This window comes from Flavobacterium sp. WC2416, assembly GCF_041200095.1.
Classification (GTDB): domain Bacteria; phylum Bacteroidota; class Bacteroidia; order Flavobacteriales; family Flavobacteriaceae; genus Flavobacterium.
Genome location: NZ_CP165626.1, coordinates 3,174,905 through 3,192,491 on the forward strand (window position 1 = coordinate 3,174,905; position 17,587 = coordinate 3,192,491).

11 protein-coding genes and 1 tRNA gene are annotated in these 17,587 nt (G+C 33.3%); 5 read left to right on the plus strand and 7 right to left on the minus strand.

Going from position 1 to position 17,587, the window contains the following annotated elements; genetic code table 11:
• Positions 1-11: 11 nt before the first annotated feature.
• Both AB3G39_RS13360 and proS read right to left on the minus strand, forming a co-directional pair.
• Positions 12-83: transfer RNA gene (locus AB3G39_RS13360), tRNA-Glu, on the minus strand.
• Positions 84-160: 77 nt separating this feature from the next.
• Positions 161-1,639: a proline--tRNA ligase gene (gene proS, locus AB3G39_RS13365; RefSeq protein WP_367768494.1), complete on the minus strand. Its 1,479-nt coding sequence runs from the start codon at positions 1,637-1,639 to the stop codon at positions 161-163.
• 101 nt (positions 1,640-1,740) lie between these two features.
• Between proS and AB3G39_RS13370 the strand changes: the two genes are divergently transcribed.
• The 5 genes from AB3G39_RS13370 (at position 1,741) to AB3G39_RS13390 (ending at position 7,319) form a co-directional block, all read left to right on the plus strand.
• The gene (locus AB3G39_RS13370) at positions 1,741-2,751 is read left to right on the plus strand and encodes a hypothetical protein (RefSeq protein WP_367768491.1); all 1,011 of its coding nucleotides are present in this window, start codon (positions 1,741-1,743) and stop codon (positions 2,749-2,751) included.
• A gap of 31 nt (positions 2,752-2,782) precedes the next feature.
• Positions 2,783-4,285 carry an OmpP1/FadL family transporter gene (locus AB3G39_RS13375; protein ID WP_367768488.1) on the plus strand — a complete coding sequence of 501 codons (1,503 nt, stop codon included), beginning with the start codon at positions 2,783-2,785 and terminating at the stop codon, positions 4,283-4,285.
• 255 nt (positions 4,286-4,540) lie between these two features.
• Positions 4,541-5,854 carry a 30S ribosomal protein S12 methylthiotransferase RimO gene (gene rimO / locus AB3G39_RS13380; protein WP_369753441.1) on the plus strand — a complete coding sequence of 438 codons (1,314 nt, stop codon included), beginning with the start codon at positions 4,541-4,543 and terminating at the stop codon, positions 5,852-5,854.
• Between the two features lie 46 nt (positions 5,855-5,900).
• On the plus strand, positions 5,901-6,380 hold the full coding sequence (locus tag AB3G39_RS13385; protein WP_367751987.1) for a hypothetical protein: 480 nt from the start codon (positions 5,901-5,903) through the stop codon (positions 6,378-6,380).
• A gap of 36 nt (positions 6,381-6,416) precedes the next feature.
• Positions 6,417-7,319: an N-acetylmuramoyl-L-alanine amidase gene (locus tag AB3G39_RS13390; protein WP_367768482.1), complete on the plus strand. Its 903-nt coding sequence runs from the start codon at positions 6,417-6,419 to the stop codon at positions 7,317-7,319.
• Positions 7,320-7,516: 197 nt separating this feature from the next.
• Here AB3G39_RS13390 and AB3G39_RS13395 read toward each other — a convergent pair whose 3' ends face one another.
• From AB3G39_RS13395 to AB3G39_RS13415, 5 genes are all read right to left on the minus strand, one after another.
• A complete protein-coding gene (locus tag AB3G39_RS13395) occupies positions 7,517-8,542 on the minus strand; it encodes an outer membrane beta-barrel protein (protein WP_367768479.1) in 1,026 nt (341 codons plus the stop codon).
• A 433-nt stretch (positions 8,543-8,975) separates the two neighbouring features.
• Positions 8,976-9,938: a glycoside hydrolase family 5 protein gene (locus AB3G39_RS13400; protein ID WP_369765445.1), complete on the minus strand. Its 963-nt coding sequence runs from the start codon at positions 9,936-9,938 to the stop codon at positions 8,976-8,978.
• A 9-nt stretch (positions 9,939-9,947) separates the two neighbouring features.
• Positions 9,948-11,186, minus strand: a complete 1,239-nt coding sequence (locus tag AB3G39_RS13405) for a glycoside hydrolase family 27 protein (protein WP_369765446.1) — start codon at positions 11,184-11,186, stop codon at positions 9,948-9,950.
• An 11-nt stretch (positions 11,187-11,197) separates the two neighbouring features.
• Entirely contained in the window at positions 11,198-14,062 is a 2,865-nt protein-coding gene (gene galA / locus AB3G39_RS13410; RefSeq protein WP_369765447.1) for a beta-galactosidase GalA, read from the minus strand.
• Positions 14,063-14,242: 180 nt separating this feature from the next.
• A complete protein-coding gene (locus AB3G39_RS13415; RefSeq protein ID WP_369765448.1) occupies positions 14,243-17,551 on the minus strand; it encodes a VCBS repeat-containing protein in 3,309 nt (1,102 codons plus the stop codon).
• Positions 17,552-17,587: the final 36 nt, after the last annotated feature.

The following is a 17,587-nucleotide window of genomic DNA, read 5'->3' on the forward strand; positions in this document are numbered from 1 at the left end:
AAAAAAAATAGTAGCCCGTAGCGGAATCGAACCGCTCTTACATGGATGAAAACCATGCGTCCTAACCGATAGACGAACGGGCCCTGCTTCTCTAATGCGGATGCAAAAATACAACTATTTTTGAGAAGTGCAATAGCAGACTTGAAAAAAATTAAAAAAATTAATATGCCTTTGCAAAAAGAACTCTTTTACCAGAAGGATTCCCAGTAAACACGCAGTTTCCCGACTCTTCTATCGCATCCAAAGGCACACATCTTATAGTAGCTTTGGTCAAATCTTTTATCTTCTCTTCAGTAGCAGCCGTTCCGTCCCAATGAGCTGATACAAAGCCTCCTTTAGTATCCAAAACTTCCTTAAACTCATCAAAACTATTTACTTCAGTGATATGAGTGTTACGATAATTTAATGCCTTATTAAATAAATCTTCTTGAATTGTAGCTAATAAATCACTGATATAAGTCGCAATTCCATCTTTAGGTTGCACTTCTTTTGTTAAAGTATCTCTTCTTGCTACTTCAAAAGTTCCGTTTTCTAAATCTTTGGGACCAACAGCAATTCGCACTGGAACCCCTTTTAATTCCCATTCAGCAAATTTAAATCCTGGTTTTTGAGTAGTTCTGTTATCATATTTCACTGAAACATTCCTTTTTTTCAATGCATCTATCAATACATTTACTTCAACTGTAATTTCATCAAGTTGTTCGTCCGTTTTATAAATAGGCACAATAACCACTTGAATAGGAGCCAAATTAGGAGGTAAAACCAATCCTTTATCATCTGAATGCGTCATTACTAAAGCACCCATCAATCGAGTTGAAACTCCCCATGAAGTTCCCCACACAAATTCTTGCTTTCCTTCGGCATTAGCAAATTTTACATCAAAAGCTTTCGCAAAATTCTGACCAAGAAAGTGAGACGTTCCTGCTTGCAATGCTTTTCCGTCTTGCATCAATGCTTCGATACAATACGTTTCCTCAGCACCAGCAAACCGTTCTGTTTCTGTTTTTATTCCTTTTACAACAGGAATAGCCATGAAATTTTCGGCAAATTCAGCATAAACGTTCATCATTTTTTCCGATTCTTCAATAGCTTCATTTCTTGTTGCATGAGCTGTGTGCCCTTCTTGCCATAAAAACTCAGCTGTTCTCAAGAATAAACGCGTTCTCATTTCCCATCGAACTACATTAGCCCATTGATTAATCAATAAAGGCAAATCACGATAAGACTGAACCCATCCTTTATAAGTTGACCAAATAATCGCTTCACTTGTTGGTCGAACAATAAGTTCTTCTTCTAATTTAGCATTAGGGTCAACCATCAATTTCCCAGGTTTATCTGGATCATTTTTCAGTCTGTAATGCGTTACAATAGCGCATTCTTTAGCAAATCCTTCTGCGTTTTTTTCTTCGGCTTCAAACATGCTCTTTGGAACAAATAAAGGAAAATAGGCGTTTTGATGCCCTGTTTCTTTAAACATTCTGTCTAGTTCTGCTTGCATTTTTTCCCAAATGGCATAACCGTAAGGTTTGATAACCATACAGCCTCTAACTCCTGAATTTTCGGCTAAATCCGCTTTTACAACCAGCTCGTTATACCATTTTGAATAATCTTCTGATCTTGTAGTAAGGTTCTTACTCATATTGAATAGTTTGGCACAAATTTTGTTTTGTTTTATTTAACTAAATAGTTCCACAAAACTAACTATTTTTGTAATGTGCAACAATAAAAAACCATACAGATATGAAAACTAATATTTTTTCATCCCAAAATACGCCAATTTATTCTATTATTGTATTTTTGAGTCTCTTATTCACTTCATGTGGATCCTATCAAAATAGCTCCTATTATGAACGTGATGGAATTTACGGCGGAAGCACTTCTAGCAGAACTGAGAGAGCTCCACAAAGTAATGAAAACAATCACTACAAAGACTATTTCAGTTCTCTCCAAGATGAGAATCAATCAACTGAGATTTTTACGAATATTGATGAATACAGTGATTACGATGCTGTAAATGATAGTTTACAACAATCAAACTCCAATTATGCTGACTGGGGAAATAATTATTCAAGAACAGATATTACAATACAACCAAACAATTGGGGAATCGGCTTTGGTTACGGAATGGGCTATTCATCATATGGATTAGGCTACGCTAATTACGGTTGGGGTTATCCTTATAACAGTTGGGCATATTCTAATTACGGATGGGGTTACCCTTATTACGGGTATGGGTATTCTAACTTTGGATGGGGTTATCCTTATTATGGCTATGGCTATCCATATTATGGTTATTCTAATTATGGATACAATTATTACAACAATCGCAATTATTCATACAATCCAAGTAGAAGAGGTTCTTCTTCTTACTATTCTAATACAGCAAATACAAACCGAAACTATAGCTCAAGAAACTATTCTCCAAACAGAACAAGCACTAATAGAAGTAGCAATACAGTAGACTATAGAAGAAACAATACAAATTTTAATACCTCAAGAACAAGTCCAACTTTTACTAGAAGAAGTGAATCACAAAACCAATCTTACAACACTCCAACTCGAAGAGTCAATACAAATACTAGTAGACAAACAAATTCAAATAGCTCAAGAAATGACAGCTATTCTCCATCAAGATCTAACAGTTCTTACAATAGCGGTGGAAACAATAGCAATAGTGGAAGATCCTCATCTGGCGGAGGCGGATCTTCATCTGGTGGAGGAAGATCATCATCTGGTGGAGGAAGAAGATAATAACAATTCATATTTATAAAAAATCATCAAAATGAAAAAATATATATTTTTAATAATGACAGGCTTAACTTTCGGTGTCGTACAATCACAAGAGGTAACCGATGCATTACGCTTTTCACAAGACAACTTAAACGGTACCGCACGATTCAAAGCAATGAGCGGTGCTTTTGGCGCTCTTGGAGGCGACCTATCTTCTCTAAGTGTTAATCCAGCTGGTTCAGCTGTATTTATAAACAATCAAATCGCAGTTACGTTAAGCAATAATGATATTAAAAATAATTCAACCTATTTTGGAACTACAACAACCGATAATAAGAATTCATTTGACTTAAGTCAAGCAGGAGGAGTTTTTGTTTTCAAAAACCAAAACCCAAGTAGTAATTGGAGCAAAATTGCTGTAGGTATCGATTATGAAAATACCAATAATTATAATAATTCTGTATTTTCTGCAGGAACCAACCCAACGAATTCCATCGCCAATTACTTTTTAAGTTATGCAAATGGAGTTCCTTTAAATACACTTGAAAATTCAAATTACGGTAGTTTAGACCACGGAACGCAACAAGCTTATTTTGGATACCAAGGGTACGTCATAAATCCTGAAACGACTGACGCTAACAACACCCAATACAATTCAAATGTTGCTCCAGGTGGAAATTACTACCAAGAAAATAGCGTCTACACTACTGGTTATAATGGAAAACTTTCTTTTAATGCTTCTACTTCATATAAAGATAAATTATACCTAGGAATAAATCTTAATTCACACTTTGCAGATTTCAGACAGTCTTCTGTTTTTTATGAAGACAACAACAACGCTTTAGACTCTAATTACAAAGTTACTAAAGCACAGTTTAATAATGAATTATACACTTATGGAACAGGATTTTCATTCCAATTAGGCGCCATCGCTAAAGTGACCAATGAAATGCGATTAGGACTAGCCTATGAATCATCAACATGGTATCATTTAAGTGACGAACTTTCTCAAAAACTTGTTGCTGTAAGTAGCAATGTTGACGGCTCTTTACCATCGGATGTAGTTGACCCAAGAATTACTAATGTTTATGCACCGTACAATTTACAAACACCAAGTAAATTAACAGGGAGTTTTGCTTATATTTTTGGAAAATCAGGATTAATAAGCATTGATTATGCGATAAAAGATTATAGCAAAACTAAATTCAAGCCAGAGAATGATGCCTATTTCAGTGGATTAAATAACACTATGAGTAACACTCTTAACAATACTGGCGAGCTAAGAATTGGTGCCGAATATAAAATTGAAAAAATAAGTTTAAGAGGAGGATATCGATATGAACAAAGTCCTTACAAAAACGGAACAACAATAGGAGACTTAACTGGATATTCAGGCGGTTTAGGCTACAACTTTGGATCTACTAAAGCGGATTTAGCTTATTCTTACGCCAAAAGAGATTCACAACAAGGATTTTTTAGTCAAGGGTTAACTGATGGAGCCAAAATCAACTCCATTAACAACAACATTACTTTCACCCTATTATTTGAATTGTAAATAATACGAAGAAACAATTACAAACCGTCTCGTTCTAATTTTAACAAGACGGTTTTTTTCTAGCCTTAATAGCAGTGAAAATCCTCCCGATTTTTCTCAGGAGATTACTTCACTAAATCTTTATTTAGAAAGGAGTTCAGTGAACTTCGTTTGTATCGGATAGCAGGAATAGCTCCATAAAAAATAGCTAAAAAGAAGGGAAACAAGTTCTGTTTGAATAAAAAAGCGTAATTTTGCACTCCAATTTACAAATCTATGAGAACCAAGTCTTTAAAAAAGAATAAAATCAACGTGATCACCCTTGGGTGTTCAAAAAACATATACGATAGCGAAGTTTTAATGGGGCAACTTCGTGCCAACGGAAAAGAGGTTGAACACGAGGCTCCAGCAGAAACAGAAGGTAACATTATTGTTATTAATACGTGTGGATTTATTGATAATGCCAAAGCAGAATCAGTAAATATGATTTTAGAATATGCCGATAAGAAAGAAAGAGGATTGGTTGACAAAGTTTTCGTTACAGGTTGTTTATCTGAACGTTACAGACCTGATTTAGAGAAAGAAATTCCAAATGTGGATCAATTCTTTGGAACAACTGAATTACCTGCGTTATTAAAAGCCTTAGGAGCGGACTATAAACATGAATTACTTGGGGAACGTTTGACTACTACTCCAAAAAATTATGCCTACTTAAAAATTGCTGAAGGTTGCGATAGACCATGTAGTTTTTGTGCTATTCCAATTATGCGTGGAAAACACGTTTCTCAAACTATTGAAAAACTAGTAAAAGAAGCAGAAGGTCTAGCAAGAGATGGTGTAAAAGAATTAATTTTAATTGCTCAAGATTTAACTTATTATGGTCTTGATATTTACAAAAAACGTAATCTTGGTGAATTATTAGAAGCACTAGTTAAAGTAGAAGGTATTGAATGGATTCGTTTGCATTACGCCTTCCCTACTGGTTTTCCAATGGATGTTTTGGAAATCATGAAACGTGAACCAAAAATTTGTAATTATATTGATATTCCATTACAACATATTTCAGATTCTATATTGAAATCAATGCGTCGTGGAACAACACAAGAGAAAACAACTAAATTACTGAAAGATTTCCGTACAGCAGTTCCAGAAATGGCGATTCGTACGACTTTAATCGTAGGATATCCAGGAGAAACACAAGAAGATTTTAACATCTTAAAAGACTGGGTTCAAGAAATGAAATTTGACAGAATGGGTTGTTTTGCTTATTCTCATGAAGAAAACACACACGCTTACTTATTAGAAGACGATGTTCCAGCTGATGTAAAACAAGACCGTGCAAACGAAATAATGGAACTGCAATCACAAATTTCATGGGATTTAAACCAATTAAAACTAGGTAAAACATTCAAATGTATTATCGACAGAAAAGAAGGCGGTCATTTTGTAGGAAGAACTGAATTTGACAGTCCTGATGTAGATAACGAAGTTCTTATTGATGCTTCTAAATTTTATTTGAAAACTGGTGATTTTGCTATGATTAAGATTATTGAAGCAACTGAATTTGACTTATACGGAGAGCCAGCCTAATTTTATATTATCTTATTCCACATTATAAATCACTAAAAAAATAAACATGAAAACAATTCACTCTTTACTAGTTTTGACACTTGTGTTATTATCAATTAATTCTGTTTCGGCTCAATATGGAAATAATGGGTATGGTGGTTATGGTAATGGATATGGCGGAGGTGGTTATGGTGGAGGACGAATGGGGCAAATGAGTCAATTGAATCAAGGCCCAAGTCATGATAAACCTAAGGAAATACCTGTAGAAGTAACCGTAGGTAAAATAATGGAAAAACTAAAACTTGAACTTGATCTTGACGCTTTACAAGAGATTGCTATATCAAATGTTTTAATTGAAAGCATTCGCTCTCAAGGAATTTTAATAAAGGGAGAGACCAGTCAAGAGCAAAAAATAGAGGAAATAAAAGCGCTTTCTGAAACTACTGACAGAAAAATTAACGAATTTTTGAATGAAGACCAAAAAGTAAAATACAAAGCACTAAACGAAGAAAGCAACAGCAAAAAAAGATCAAGAAGAAATAGATAAAAATTATTGATCAACAATAAGCCCCTTGTTAATACTATGAAAAAATATTTTTATTACTTCATTCTTACAATTGTTATTACATCCTGCTCCACAAATCCATATAAGGCAAGTGAAAAGGAATATGATAGCAAACTAAAATCTTTTAAAGAAACAATTTCAAGTAAAGAACCAGAAGCATTACCTATTGTCACAAAAACTATAATTAGTATAGATAATGTGTACACAAAACAATTATATACTTTTAAAGATACAATATCTAAAATGGGGTCTACCCCAATAGGAAATGGTATAAAAACGGAATGGATTGGAACTGTAAATTTTAATTTACGTAAACCAAATTTTATTATCATACACCATACCGCACAAGACTCGATTCAACAAACTATCAAAACATTTACTCTTACAAGAACACAAGTAAGTGCACATTATGTGATAGGAGATGATGGAAGTGTAGTACAAATGCTAAATGACTACTTACGCGCCTGGCATGCTGGCAGTGGATCATGGGGGAAAAATACAGATGTAAATTCGGCTTCAATAGGAATTGAATTAGACAATAATGGCACAGAGCCCTTTTCAGAAGCTCAGATAACTAGTTTAATGGCGTTATTGAGTAAATTAAAAAGAGAATACAACATTCCTGCTCAAAATATTATTGGCCATTCCGATATTGCTCCTACTCGAAAAAATGATCCAAGTACCCTATTCCCTTGGAAAACATTGGCCGAAAATGGATTTGGAATATGGAAAGATGATCTTTTAGAAACAGCTCCAGTAAATTTTAATCCAGAGCAAGGGTTACGAATTATAGGATATAACACAAAAAATCTTTCAGCTGCAATTATAGCTTTCAAACGCCATTTTATTCAAACAGATGTAAGTGATATACTAGATGAAAATACAATAAACACTATTTATTCCATATACAAAAAACAATAGCTAGTAGTTTATAGACTATAAAAAAAGAGTTTTCCATATGGAAAACTCTTTTTTTATAGTCTTATTTTATGAAGCACTATCGAGACAATACATCATAAAAAAACTGCCAAAATACTAGAGTTATTTTGACAGTCAAAAAAAAAAATTATAAGTTATTATTACAAATATATAATCTAAAATTCTTTTATGGTTTATGGTTAGAAACCATATACAACTCCAAAAGCAAACTGTGCAGCAGATTTTGTTGCAGCCATATTAGAGTCAACAAATACTTCATCAGATGAATTATCTATTCTAAACTCCGGAATAAATGTTAATCCTCCTGATTTTAAATTGGCTGAAAATGTTAATGCAGTAACTGAAGTATCTCCAGAACCTTTTTTATAATCAAAATACTCCCCACGTAAACCTAAGCCAAAATTATCAGAGATTGCATAAGATGGGTACAAAGCAACACCTGTATAACCAACATCACCATCGTTAGAGTAATCAGCAGCATTAAGACCTAATAAAAATTTATCAGAAAGTTTGAATGTTGCAGTTAAGTCAACGATTGTACCACTTACTGAACCATCCATAAAGTTGATGTAAGCATTTACCCCTTCAGTTGGAGCTAAAGATAATTGAGCTCCAAAAGCGTTTAATCCTTTAAATGCATCTGCTTGATAAGAATTCCAAGCATCATTAAATGCACCTACCATTAAACCTACTTTATCAGTTATGGCGTAGTTAGCTTTAACACCTGCATTTTGGAATGGTCCATTAGTAAACAAATAAGAAGTTGAATAATGGAAATTAGCTAAAGGAGAAATCACTTCATATCCTATAAATGTTCCCATAAAACCAGCGGTAAAACTTAATTTATCAGTTGCTGCATAAGTAGCATACAAGTTTTGAATATGGAAAGAGTTAGCGCCTAACTCATCGTAAGTACCATCGGAATTTAAGATAGATTGAAATTGCCCTCTAGGACCAAAAGAAATCTCACCTACAAAAGAGGTTTTACCAGTTGTTTTTTTCAATGCGATATCGATCATTCCTAAAGAAACAGAGTTTTGATCTGAAGCAAAGCTTGTTGGGATGTTTGCTGTTTTAGAAAAGTCATATTTATAATAAAGATCTCCCGAACCTGAAATTTCTAATGGTGTTGATGTTGGTGCATCTTGAGCAAATGTCATAGTTCCCGTTAGCACAAAAGCCAACATAATTACTACTTTTTTCATATTAATTTAGTTTTAGTTAGTTACTTTTTTAATCGTTTTTTAATGATAAAAAATGTTAAAGAAGGAATTTTTCCTTGTTCTGGGGACGAATTTATTAACTTTTATTTAAGATAAATAAATAAAATCCGAATTTTTAACTTAAAACCGTTAGAATTATTAATTACAAAAAAACACTTTAAAAAAATAAGTATTCCTCATTTTTGACGATGTAAAAACAAAATATTCATAACGCGTTTCTCAGTCAAACCCCCTTGTTTTTCAAACAATAAATAGTCAAAACAAAATAAAAAACGATTAAAAACAATAAAAAACATGCTAAAAACACAAATACCCCTATTAAAAAATAGGGGCACCCATATAAACTACAAAGAAAAAAAAACAAATTTCACTATTAAAAAACTACACTGTTATTTTTACAGTCTATTTTATCACACTATTCTTTATTATATTTCCGTAATAATTCTCGCACCTTAATTCCAGATTCTTTCAAATCTATCTTTTTCCAATTTCCATTAGACTTTGCCGATTTTTTTAGAATTGAACAGGTTTCGTCTTTATCAGAAACCGACCATGTAATCCAACTTATTTTTTTTGATTCCATCCAATCAATATATTCTTGCCAAGCCTTATAGTCTAATGGTCCATCTCCAGTGGCTTCCATACCAGCAGACTCTGAAACAAAAATGGGTAAACCAGATTTTATCGCTTTATCTGTTCTGTCTCGCAATACTTTTTGATGAGTCGCTGCATAAAAATGCATGGTATACATTAGATTCTTATATCCTTTTATAGGATCCTCTGCAGGAAGGTTAACATCTTGATCCCAGCGAGGACTCCCTACTAAAATTACGTTGTTAGGATCGTTAGTTCGTATTACCTTTATTACTTCTTCAGCATAAGCTTTTACTTCGGGCCAAGTTTCGTAATCTGGTTCATTAAAAACTTCATATATAATATTAGGATACTTTCCGTATTTTTTTGACATCTCATCAAAAAATACTTTAGACTCTTCCAAATTAATATTATGGCTATGCCAATCAATAATCACATAAATATCCGATTTGATGGCTCCTTCTACTACTGCTTCAATTTTTTCTTTTGAGAATTCAGGCTTCTTAATGTAAGGACTTTCTCCAGCTTCAACACCCATAGCTGCTCGGACAACAGTACATTTAAAATCTTTCTTTAACCAACTTACTGCATCTTCATTATAAAACCGTGGCCACATACTATGCCAACCAAAGCTCATCCCTCGCAATACTATAGGTTCATTATTAACATCCACAAGTTGTGTACCTGCTACTTTTAACTGCCCGTGCTTTTTTACAAATTGAGCATTCATTAGACTGGAACACATTAAAAGCAACATTATAATAATCTTATAAATTATACTCATAGTTTATTTTTATTTAATTAGTTTCAAAGTAATTACATCATGAGAAGCAATAGTAACCATTAAATTCTTGTTGGTAGTACCTATATCCTTGTTATTCCAAAGGTCTTTCAACTTGAATATTGTTTTATTGAAATCGGCTTCAAAGCCAAAGTCAGGGTCTTTAATTGGGTTCTTTTTCCAATCAAAATTAATATTTTTAGCTACTTCTGTTCTGTTTAAAAATGTAACTGCCCAGTTTCCATCAGATAATGGCTTCACCCATACTTCTAATCCATCTACTGCTGAAAGTTTAAACCCTTGAATCCCTAATTTATCCTGATTGACTGCAATTAATGCCTTATTAGTTAAAATCGCCAAGGTTTCTTTAGACATTTTTCTAAAATCATTACCTGCTATTAATGGTGAAGCTAACATGGACCACATCGTAAAATGGGTTTTATCTTCAGTATTTGTCATTCCATCACCCACTTCCATCATATCAAAATCATTCCAATGATCAGGTCCTGAATATTTACGAATGTCTTTACGCATTTCGGCAATTTTCATAAATCCCCAAGAAGACCAGTTTCCTTCTTCATGGTGAAATTCACAATCAAAACAAGGATAAATATCTCCCGAAATTCTCCAAAGATTCCCAATCGGTTCCCCCCATTCCCAAGGTTTATTATCTCCCCATTCACAAAGACTAAAAACAATAGGTCTTCCCGCTTTTTTTAGCGCATTACTCATTGTTGCATACGCTTCGGGAGCATTAATTCCTGCTGTATTACACCAATCGTACTTTAGATAATCTATTTCTAGGCTAGCGTAAAATCGTGCATCTTGGTATTCATATCCTCGTGTACCTGGATACCCTGCACAAGTTTGTGTTCCTGCACAATTGTACAGTCCAAATTTCAAACCTTTAGAATGAACATAATCAATTAAGGCTTTCATTCCACTTGGAAATTTAATAGGATCCGGAACTAAATCTCCATTAGCATCTCTTTCTCTAGTCATCCATCCATCATCTAGGACAATATAGTTATAACCAGCGGCTGCCATTCCTGTACTTACCATAATATCGGCAGTTTCTTTTACTAGTTTTTCATTTATATTGGTTTCAAATGTATTCCAAGAATTCCAACCCATTGGTGGAGTCATTGCAAGACTTTCAAATTTTCCACCAGTTTGATTCACTTTATTTCCTTGGCTAAAGCCTACAAAAGAGGTTAGTAATGCTAAAAAACTTATTGTTATTTTTTTCATATTTAATGGTGTTATTTATTTGATTGAATAGAAATGATTGCTGGTTTAACTCCGTTGGAAGTTGCTGTGAGTTTTATTTCTCCTGCCTCGCCAGTAGCTTGAATAATTACCTGCGCTAAACCATTGAATAATTTGCGCTTATATTGTTCAGGCGAGGTAAAAATTTGGATGGTACCTAGATTTTGATTTACTACATCCCAAGGTTTTACTTTTAATAAAGGTTCAGTGACAATTGCTATCGTGTTTTTACTGGAACGAAGCATCGATTTATCCAAAACAAAAGTATCTCCCTTTTTATTTTCGGGAATTGCATGTGCTATTTGCTTTCCATTTACAAAAAGAGACTGGTTTTTGCCTAAACTATTATAGAAGAAAGTAAGCTTAGATTCTGCATAATTTGAAGGTAAATCGAATTCCGTTCTATACATGACTGCTTTAACTTTGTTTCCAAATCTGCTGTCTCTATCTTCTTTAAATGCTTTTTGCCAAGTTGAAGCATCTAAAATATCTTTGGTATCTTCTACTGAATTGAGACTTTCAACTTCTTTCTCTTTTAGATTTTCTAAATTCAAAACTACAATATCTTCAATATTCTTATCGGCTTCTACCGATGTTGGATTTCCGTTTCCAACACCAATTATTTTGGCTGGTCCAGAAATTGAAAAAGTTACTTCATTATCAGCAGTTGGAACTTGCAATCCATTATTATCTAAAGTACTTACTTTTATCAATGCTAGGTCATCCTTATTTCCATCAAGAAACATTTTATTTGATTCCAATTTTAAAGTAGCCGCTATACCAGTAGTTTTTACTACCTCAGTTATTATTTTCTTCCCTTTTTTATAACCTATAGCTTCTAGAGTTCCTGGAGTATATTTTACATTCCATTCTAAATGGCCATCTTTCTCCATTACTTTTTTACCCAAACTTTTTTTGTTTAAAAAGAGTTCTACTTCATCACAATTACTGTAAGCCCAAACTTCAATATTTTGATTTTCCTTTCCGCTCCAATTCCAATGTGGTAATAGATGTAAAACAGGCTCCTCTTGCCACCAAGCTTTCAAGTACCAAGCGGTATCTTTATAAAAACCACATTGATCTACCATCCCAAAATAGGATCCCACTGATGGATATACAAATGGTGTAGGTTCCCCACGATAATCAAAACCAGTCCAGATAAACATTCCCGCTAAGTACGGACGTGAATTATAATGTTTCCATCCTTGTTCAATACTAATAAAACTGCTACTTGGTGCTTTGTCATAAGCCGGCATTATGTGTTTTTCATCATCTCTATAATACTCCCCGCGAGAAGCATTAGTACTTCCTTCCTCTGTTCCCCAAATAAACTGATATGGAAATAATTTGTGTTGCTCATCCGTACTTTTATTGACGATATAATTAATCCCCAATAAATCCATAACAGTCGTAATTCCATCACTACCAATTCCCCCGCTAAATGCTGCCGTTACTGGTCTTGTAGAGTCGATAGATTTTACATAGGATTGCATCGAACTTGCAATTCTTGCTCCTGTGATATTATTTTCAATTCCCCATTCTTCATTTCCAATGCTCCAACTTATAATTGAAGGATGGTTTCTATCTCGTTCAATCAACTTTTTTACATCACCCAATTGGGTTTGTGTACTACCCATCAACCTATTTTCATCTATGACTAACATTCCTAATCGGTCACAAATGTCTAACAATTCAGGAGTGGGTGGATTATGAGAACATCTATATGCATTACTTCCAAAAGATTTTAGCGTCCTAATTCTAAATTCTTGTAACTCATCAGGAATTGCAGCTCCAACTCCTGCATGATCTTGATGATTATTGGTCCCTTTTATCTTAATATGTTTCCCATTTAGAAAGAATCCTTCATTTGCATCAAACCGAATGGTTCTAATTCCGAATGGAGTTTCATAGGTATCTACTAATTTGTCTCCTTCATAAATAGAGGTAACCATTTTATATAAATACGGGTTTTCGATGGACCAAAGCGTAGCATTTTGGACGATTAAATCCGTTGTAAAATCTTTTGTTTCCCTTGCATTTAAACTACAGGAACTAATCGTTTTGTCCCCTATCTTTTTTCCAGATGCATCAATAACAGTTTGAACAATTTGAAATGATTTAGCCACTTTCCCCTCGTTAGTAAGAGTAACCATTGCGTTTATTGTAGATTTAGCATCTTCTGTTTTCGTTTGCAAAAAAGTACCATTGGCAGGAACATACAATTCATTTGTTTTATTTAGCCAAACATGACGATAGATACCAGCTCCTTCATAAAACCAGCCTTCTTCCATTGTTGCATCTACCCGAACTGCTATAGAATTATCTCCACCATAATTGATGTAATCTGTAATATCATACTCAAAACCCAAATAACCACTGTCTTGATTTCCCAAATAATGCCCATTCACCCATACAATAGAATTTCTAAAGACTCCGTCGAAAGCAATATGAATTCTTCGTCCCAGATCACTCGCTGGTATTGATATTTTCTTGCGATACCAACCAATTGTTTTGTCTGGGAAGTTTCTACCAATTGCTTTAAATCCATGACTAAAACTAGCCTCACTACTAAAATCTTGTTCTACTGCCCAATCATGAGGCAAACTTAAATCACGCCAAGACCGATCATCAAATGTGGCACTCGCGGCTCCATCGCCAAAGCCTGCTTTTGCTAGATAGGAAAAATATCCTGTTCCAGTATCAAAATCTTTCTTTGTATCTGATGGATGTCCAAATGCAAATTTCCAATCTTTATCCAGTGAGATATGTTCTCTTGAAGGGACTGTCTGTGCCAAAATTGGTGTTAGAACTTGTAAACTACAAATAAATACAAGTGCTGTTAATTTGAATAATTTCATTATTTATGTACTATTAAAAAGGCAATTAGAAATAAAGAATTCCCTAATTTTTATGCTAGGGAATTCTTAAAAAAAACCAATTAACCAAAATTGAAAAATTTAAACCTAAAATATTGATCTAATAAAATCTACAATTCCATTTCAAAAATAGGCTTTGTTAAATCGAAGAAATAAAACTACCTAATTATTAAATTGAAATATTTTAGGAGTAGCATCATTAATAACTGCGATAATTGATTTCGAGTTATTTTTATTTTTTATTTCTTTTAAGTGTTTTACCTCACCTCTCATGAAGAAACCTGATTTTTCATAAGGAACCCAAGTATATTTTCCGTTTTTGCTTCCCAAAAGAACACTTCCAAAATTAGAATCCAACCTTGAATACTGTGGTTTGAATTCATATTGATTTCCTCCTAAAACAATATCCATAATCCCATCTTTATTAATATCTGTCGTGAAAATCGTATTTACAGTAGAGAATTGCACTTCTTTTGGCAAGACCTGAATCTCAAATTTCCCATTGCCTTTATTTATAGCAATGATACTTTCTTGAATTGTTGCTTTTTTAATTTCTGAATTCTTGATTACTTCTTCTGAAAACAACTCTTGAAAAGTCTTTGTTGCATAATCCGCATAGCTCAAATTGTGTTTTTTAATAGATGGAATCTGACCTGCCAATTCTTTCTTGAGATTTATAGGTAAATCGCGTTCGTTATTACATCTCGTAACAATTTGTTCTATTGTACCATTCCCATCAAAATCATTTATAAATAATTTCAAAGGATTAGTAGCTGTTGCTTTATAAGGAGTATTAGTCCCTTTATTTCCTAGAACAAGGTCTTTTTTACCATCCTTATTTAGATCAACACAAGAAACAGCATTCCAAAAACCAGAATACTCAGACAAGTTAGATTTATATTCTGTCAACTTCTTACCTGTGTTTTTAAATACAATTGGAGCCATCCAATCTCCTACAACAATCAAATCTTTTTTATTATCTCCATCAATATCTTCCCAAACAGCATCAGTAATCATTCCTACTTGATTTAATTTGAAAGCTATTTTATCAATACTATTTTTAAAATTTCCTTTCCCATCATTTTCTAAAAGGACATGTTTAGGACTAATACCATAAACACCAGGAATGCTTCTACTACCTATAAAAACATCATTGTCTCCATCATTATCAAAATCATTGACTGCAATAACTGAGACATTACTATTAGCGGTTGGAATAACTGATTTGCTTTTTCCAAAAACACCTTTCCCATTATTTAAATACAAACGATTTACATAATTAACCTGATCTGCTTTTTCATTACCACCAGAACCTACTAATAAATCTAAATCTCCATCATTATCCGCGTCAAAAAAACTAGCTGCCGTATCCTCATAATTAAAGTCGGCATCTAAGTCAACTTGTTTTGAAATTGAAAAACTGTTGTTTCCTTTGTTCAAATATATTTTTCCGGGGAACCCTTTCGCACCACCTATAAATACATCTTCATTCCCATCACCATTAATATCTGCTACTGCTAATGATGGCCCTTCTTGCGAAAGCATTTCAGCAATTAAACCTTCATAATCAAAATCGATATAATCATTCTCTTGATGAGCTAGAAAAGGAGTCGCTTTCTCAGTGAAAAATTGTTTTGGAATCACTTTCTTAAATACAAAATCACTTTTAGCATTTTTTATATCTAATTTCAAAGTTGAATTTACCGCTACTTTTTTTATTGTTTGGTATTTATTATTGGGCCAAATTACCTGTAGAGAATCTATCTTTTTATTCCCTATCCCAAAAACCAAACCATAATCCATTGAAGATTGAAAACCTCTTGAAGGTGTCAATTCTTGTTTTATTATTTCTTTTCCAACAAATAATTTAACTGTACTTCCTACCGCAAATTTGTTATTATTATCCCCTTTCAGTTTCACTTTTACAAAATGATTGCTTTTGTTTTTCTCTGAATTATTTTGATAAACAAATGCTTCCATATTGATATTATTGACTACTAAATCAAGATCACCATCATTATCAAGATCACCATAAGCAGCACCATTAGAAAAACTTGGAGTTTCTAATCCCCAATTTTGAGCTTCATTTGTAAAGGTTAGATTTTTATTATTCTTGTAGGCATAATTAGGTATTGGTGTACTTGGCATTTTATTTATTATGGTTTCCATTTCCTCTTTCTTACCAGTTACAGCCATCCTTTGAATGAAGCTATTGGCAAAAAAGTCCATAAAATCTTGATTAGTTAAATCATGATAAATTCCGTTACACACATAAATATCTTTATACCCATCATTATCCATATCAAATAATAAAGCACCCCAAGTCCAATCTGTTTTTGACACACCCGCATAATTAGCGATTTCACTAAATTGTCCATTACCATTATTCAGCTGCAAGGTATTTTGCATGTATTGGTTGTAAAAATCGAGATGTAATTTACGCGTAAATAAATCGTAATTATCAAAACTTGTCGTCGTTTTTAATCGCTCATCTGGCTCTGGCAACATGTCCGAAACAAACAAATCAGCTAATCCATCATTATTAATATCAGCCATATCCAAGCCCATTGACGATTGGCTTGTATGATTTACTTTATCTTGCAATTGCTCCGTAAAAGTTCCGTTTTTATTATTGATATAAATATAATCTCTTTCAAAAAAATCATTCGAAATATAAATATCTGGGTATAAATCTCCATTTAAATCTCCTACAGCAACTCCTAAACCAAATCCGATAAGACTTCCATAAACCCCAGCTTCCTTGCTTACATCCGTAAATTTACCGTTATCATTGCGCAATAATTTATCTCCTCCCCCTTTAAGCATTTCTGGTACATCCCAATCTTGATCCCGTAATTCTCTTTTATTGGAATAATTAAGACTACTTACTGGAATAAAACTATTATTTAAAATATAAACATCCAGATCTCCATCTTTATCATAATCAAAAAATGAAGCATGAGTTGTAATCCCAGTATTTGCTAAATTATATTCGGCTGCTTTTTCTACAAAAGTTCCGTCACCCTTATTAATATAGAGCTGGTTCTTTTGATTTTCTGAATTTGAATTTCCAGCGTTACAAACATATATATCTAATAATCCATCTGCATTTATATCTACCATAGTCACACCCGTAGACCATGAATTATTTCCTTCGACTCCTGCTTTTTTTGAAACATCTTCAAATTTAAAGTTCCCTTTATTGATATAAAGCTTATTGGTACTTTGATTTGAAGTAAAAAACAAGTCAGGCAAACCATCATTATTGACATCACCAATAGCGACTCCACCTCCATTATAAAAATTTCTATAATTAAATACATTCATTGTTTTTCCGTTTTTCACTTCATTAACAAAGGTTATCCCTGTTGTTGATGGATCCAGTTTAGAAAACAAAAAATCTTCTTTCTGTTTTGAACAACTAGAAAGAAGAAAAAATAAAAATAAAAATGGGGCCAGTCTATTGAGCATATCAAAAATAATTTAAAAGTAAAAAGAGGGTAAAAA

What these genes read in the sequence shown, in the direction of transcription:
- AB3G39_RS13400 (WP_369765445.1), bottom strand. Translation starts at nt 9,938, where the DNA reads ATGAGTATAATTTATAAGATTATTATAATGTTGCTTTTAATGTGTTCC.
- AB3G39_RS13395 (WP_367768479.1), bottom strand. Translation starts at nt 8,542, where the DNA reads ATGAAAAAAGTAGTAATTATGTTGGCTTTTGTGCTAACGGGAACTATG.
- rimO (WP_369753441.1), top strand. Translation starts at nt 4,541, where the DNA reads ATGAGAACCAAGTCTTTAAAAAAGAATAAAATCAACGTGATCACCCTT.
- AB3G39_RS13415 (WP_369765448.1), bottom strand. Translation starts at nt 17,551, where the DNA reads ATGCTCAATAGACTGGCCCCATTTTTATTTTTATTTTTTCTTCTTTCT.
- AB3G39_RS13385 (WP_367751987.1), top strand. Translation starts at nt 5,901, where the DNA reads ATGAAAACAATTCACTCTTTACTAGTTTTGACACTTGTGTTATTATCA.
- AB3G39_RS13390 (WP_367768482.1), top strand. Translation starts at nt 6,417, where the DNA reads ATGAAAAAATATTTTTATTACTTCATTCTTACAATTGTTATTACATCC.
- galA (WP_369765447.1), bottom strand. Translation starts at nt 14,062, where the DNA reads ATGAAATTATTCAAATTAACAGCACTTGTATTTATTTGTAGTTTACAA.
- AB3G39_RS13375 (WP_367768488.1), top strand. Translation starts at nt 2,783, where the DNA reads ATGAAAAAATATATATTTTTAATAATGACAGGCTTAACTTTCGGTGTC.
- AB3G39_RS13405 (WP_369765446.1), bottom strand. Translation starts at nt 11,186, where the DNA reads ATGAAAAAAATAACAATAAGTTTTTTAGCATTACTAACCTCTTTTGTA.
- proS (WP_367768494.1), bottom strand. Translation starts at nt 1,639, where the DNA reads ATGAGTAAGAACCTTACTACAAGATCAGAAGATTATTCAAAATGGTAT.
- AB3G39_RS13370 (WP_367768491.1), top strand. Translation starts at nt 1,741, where the DNA reads ATGAAAACTAATATTTTTTCATCCCAAAATACGCCAATTTATTCTATT.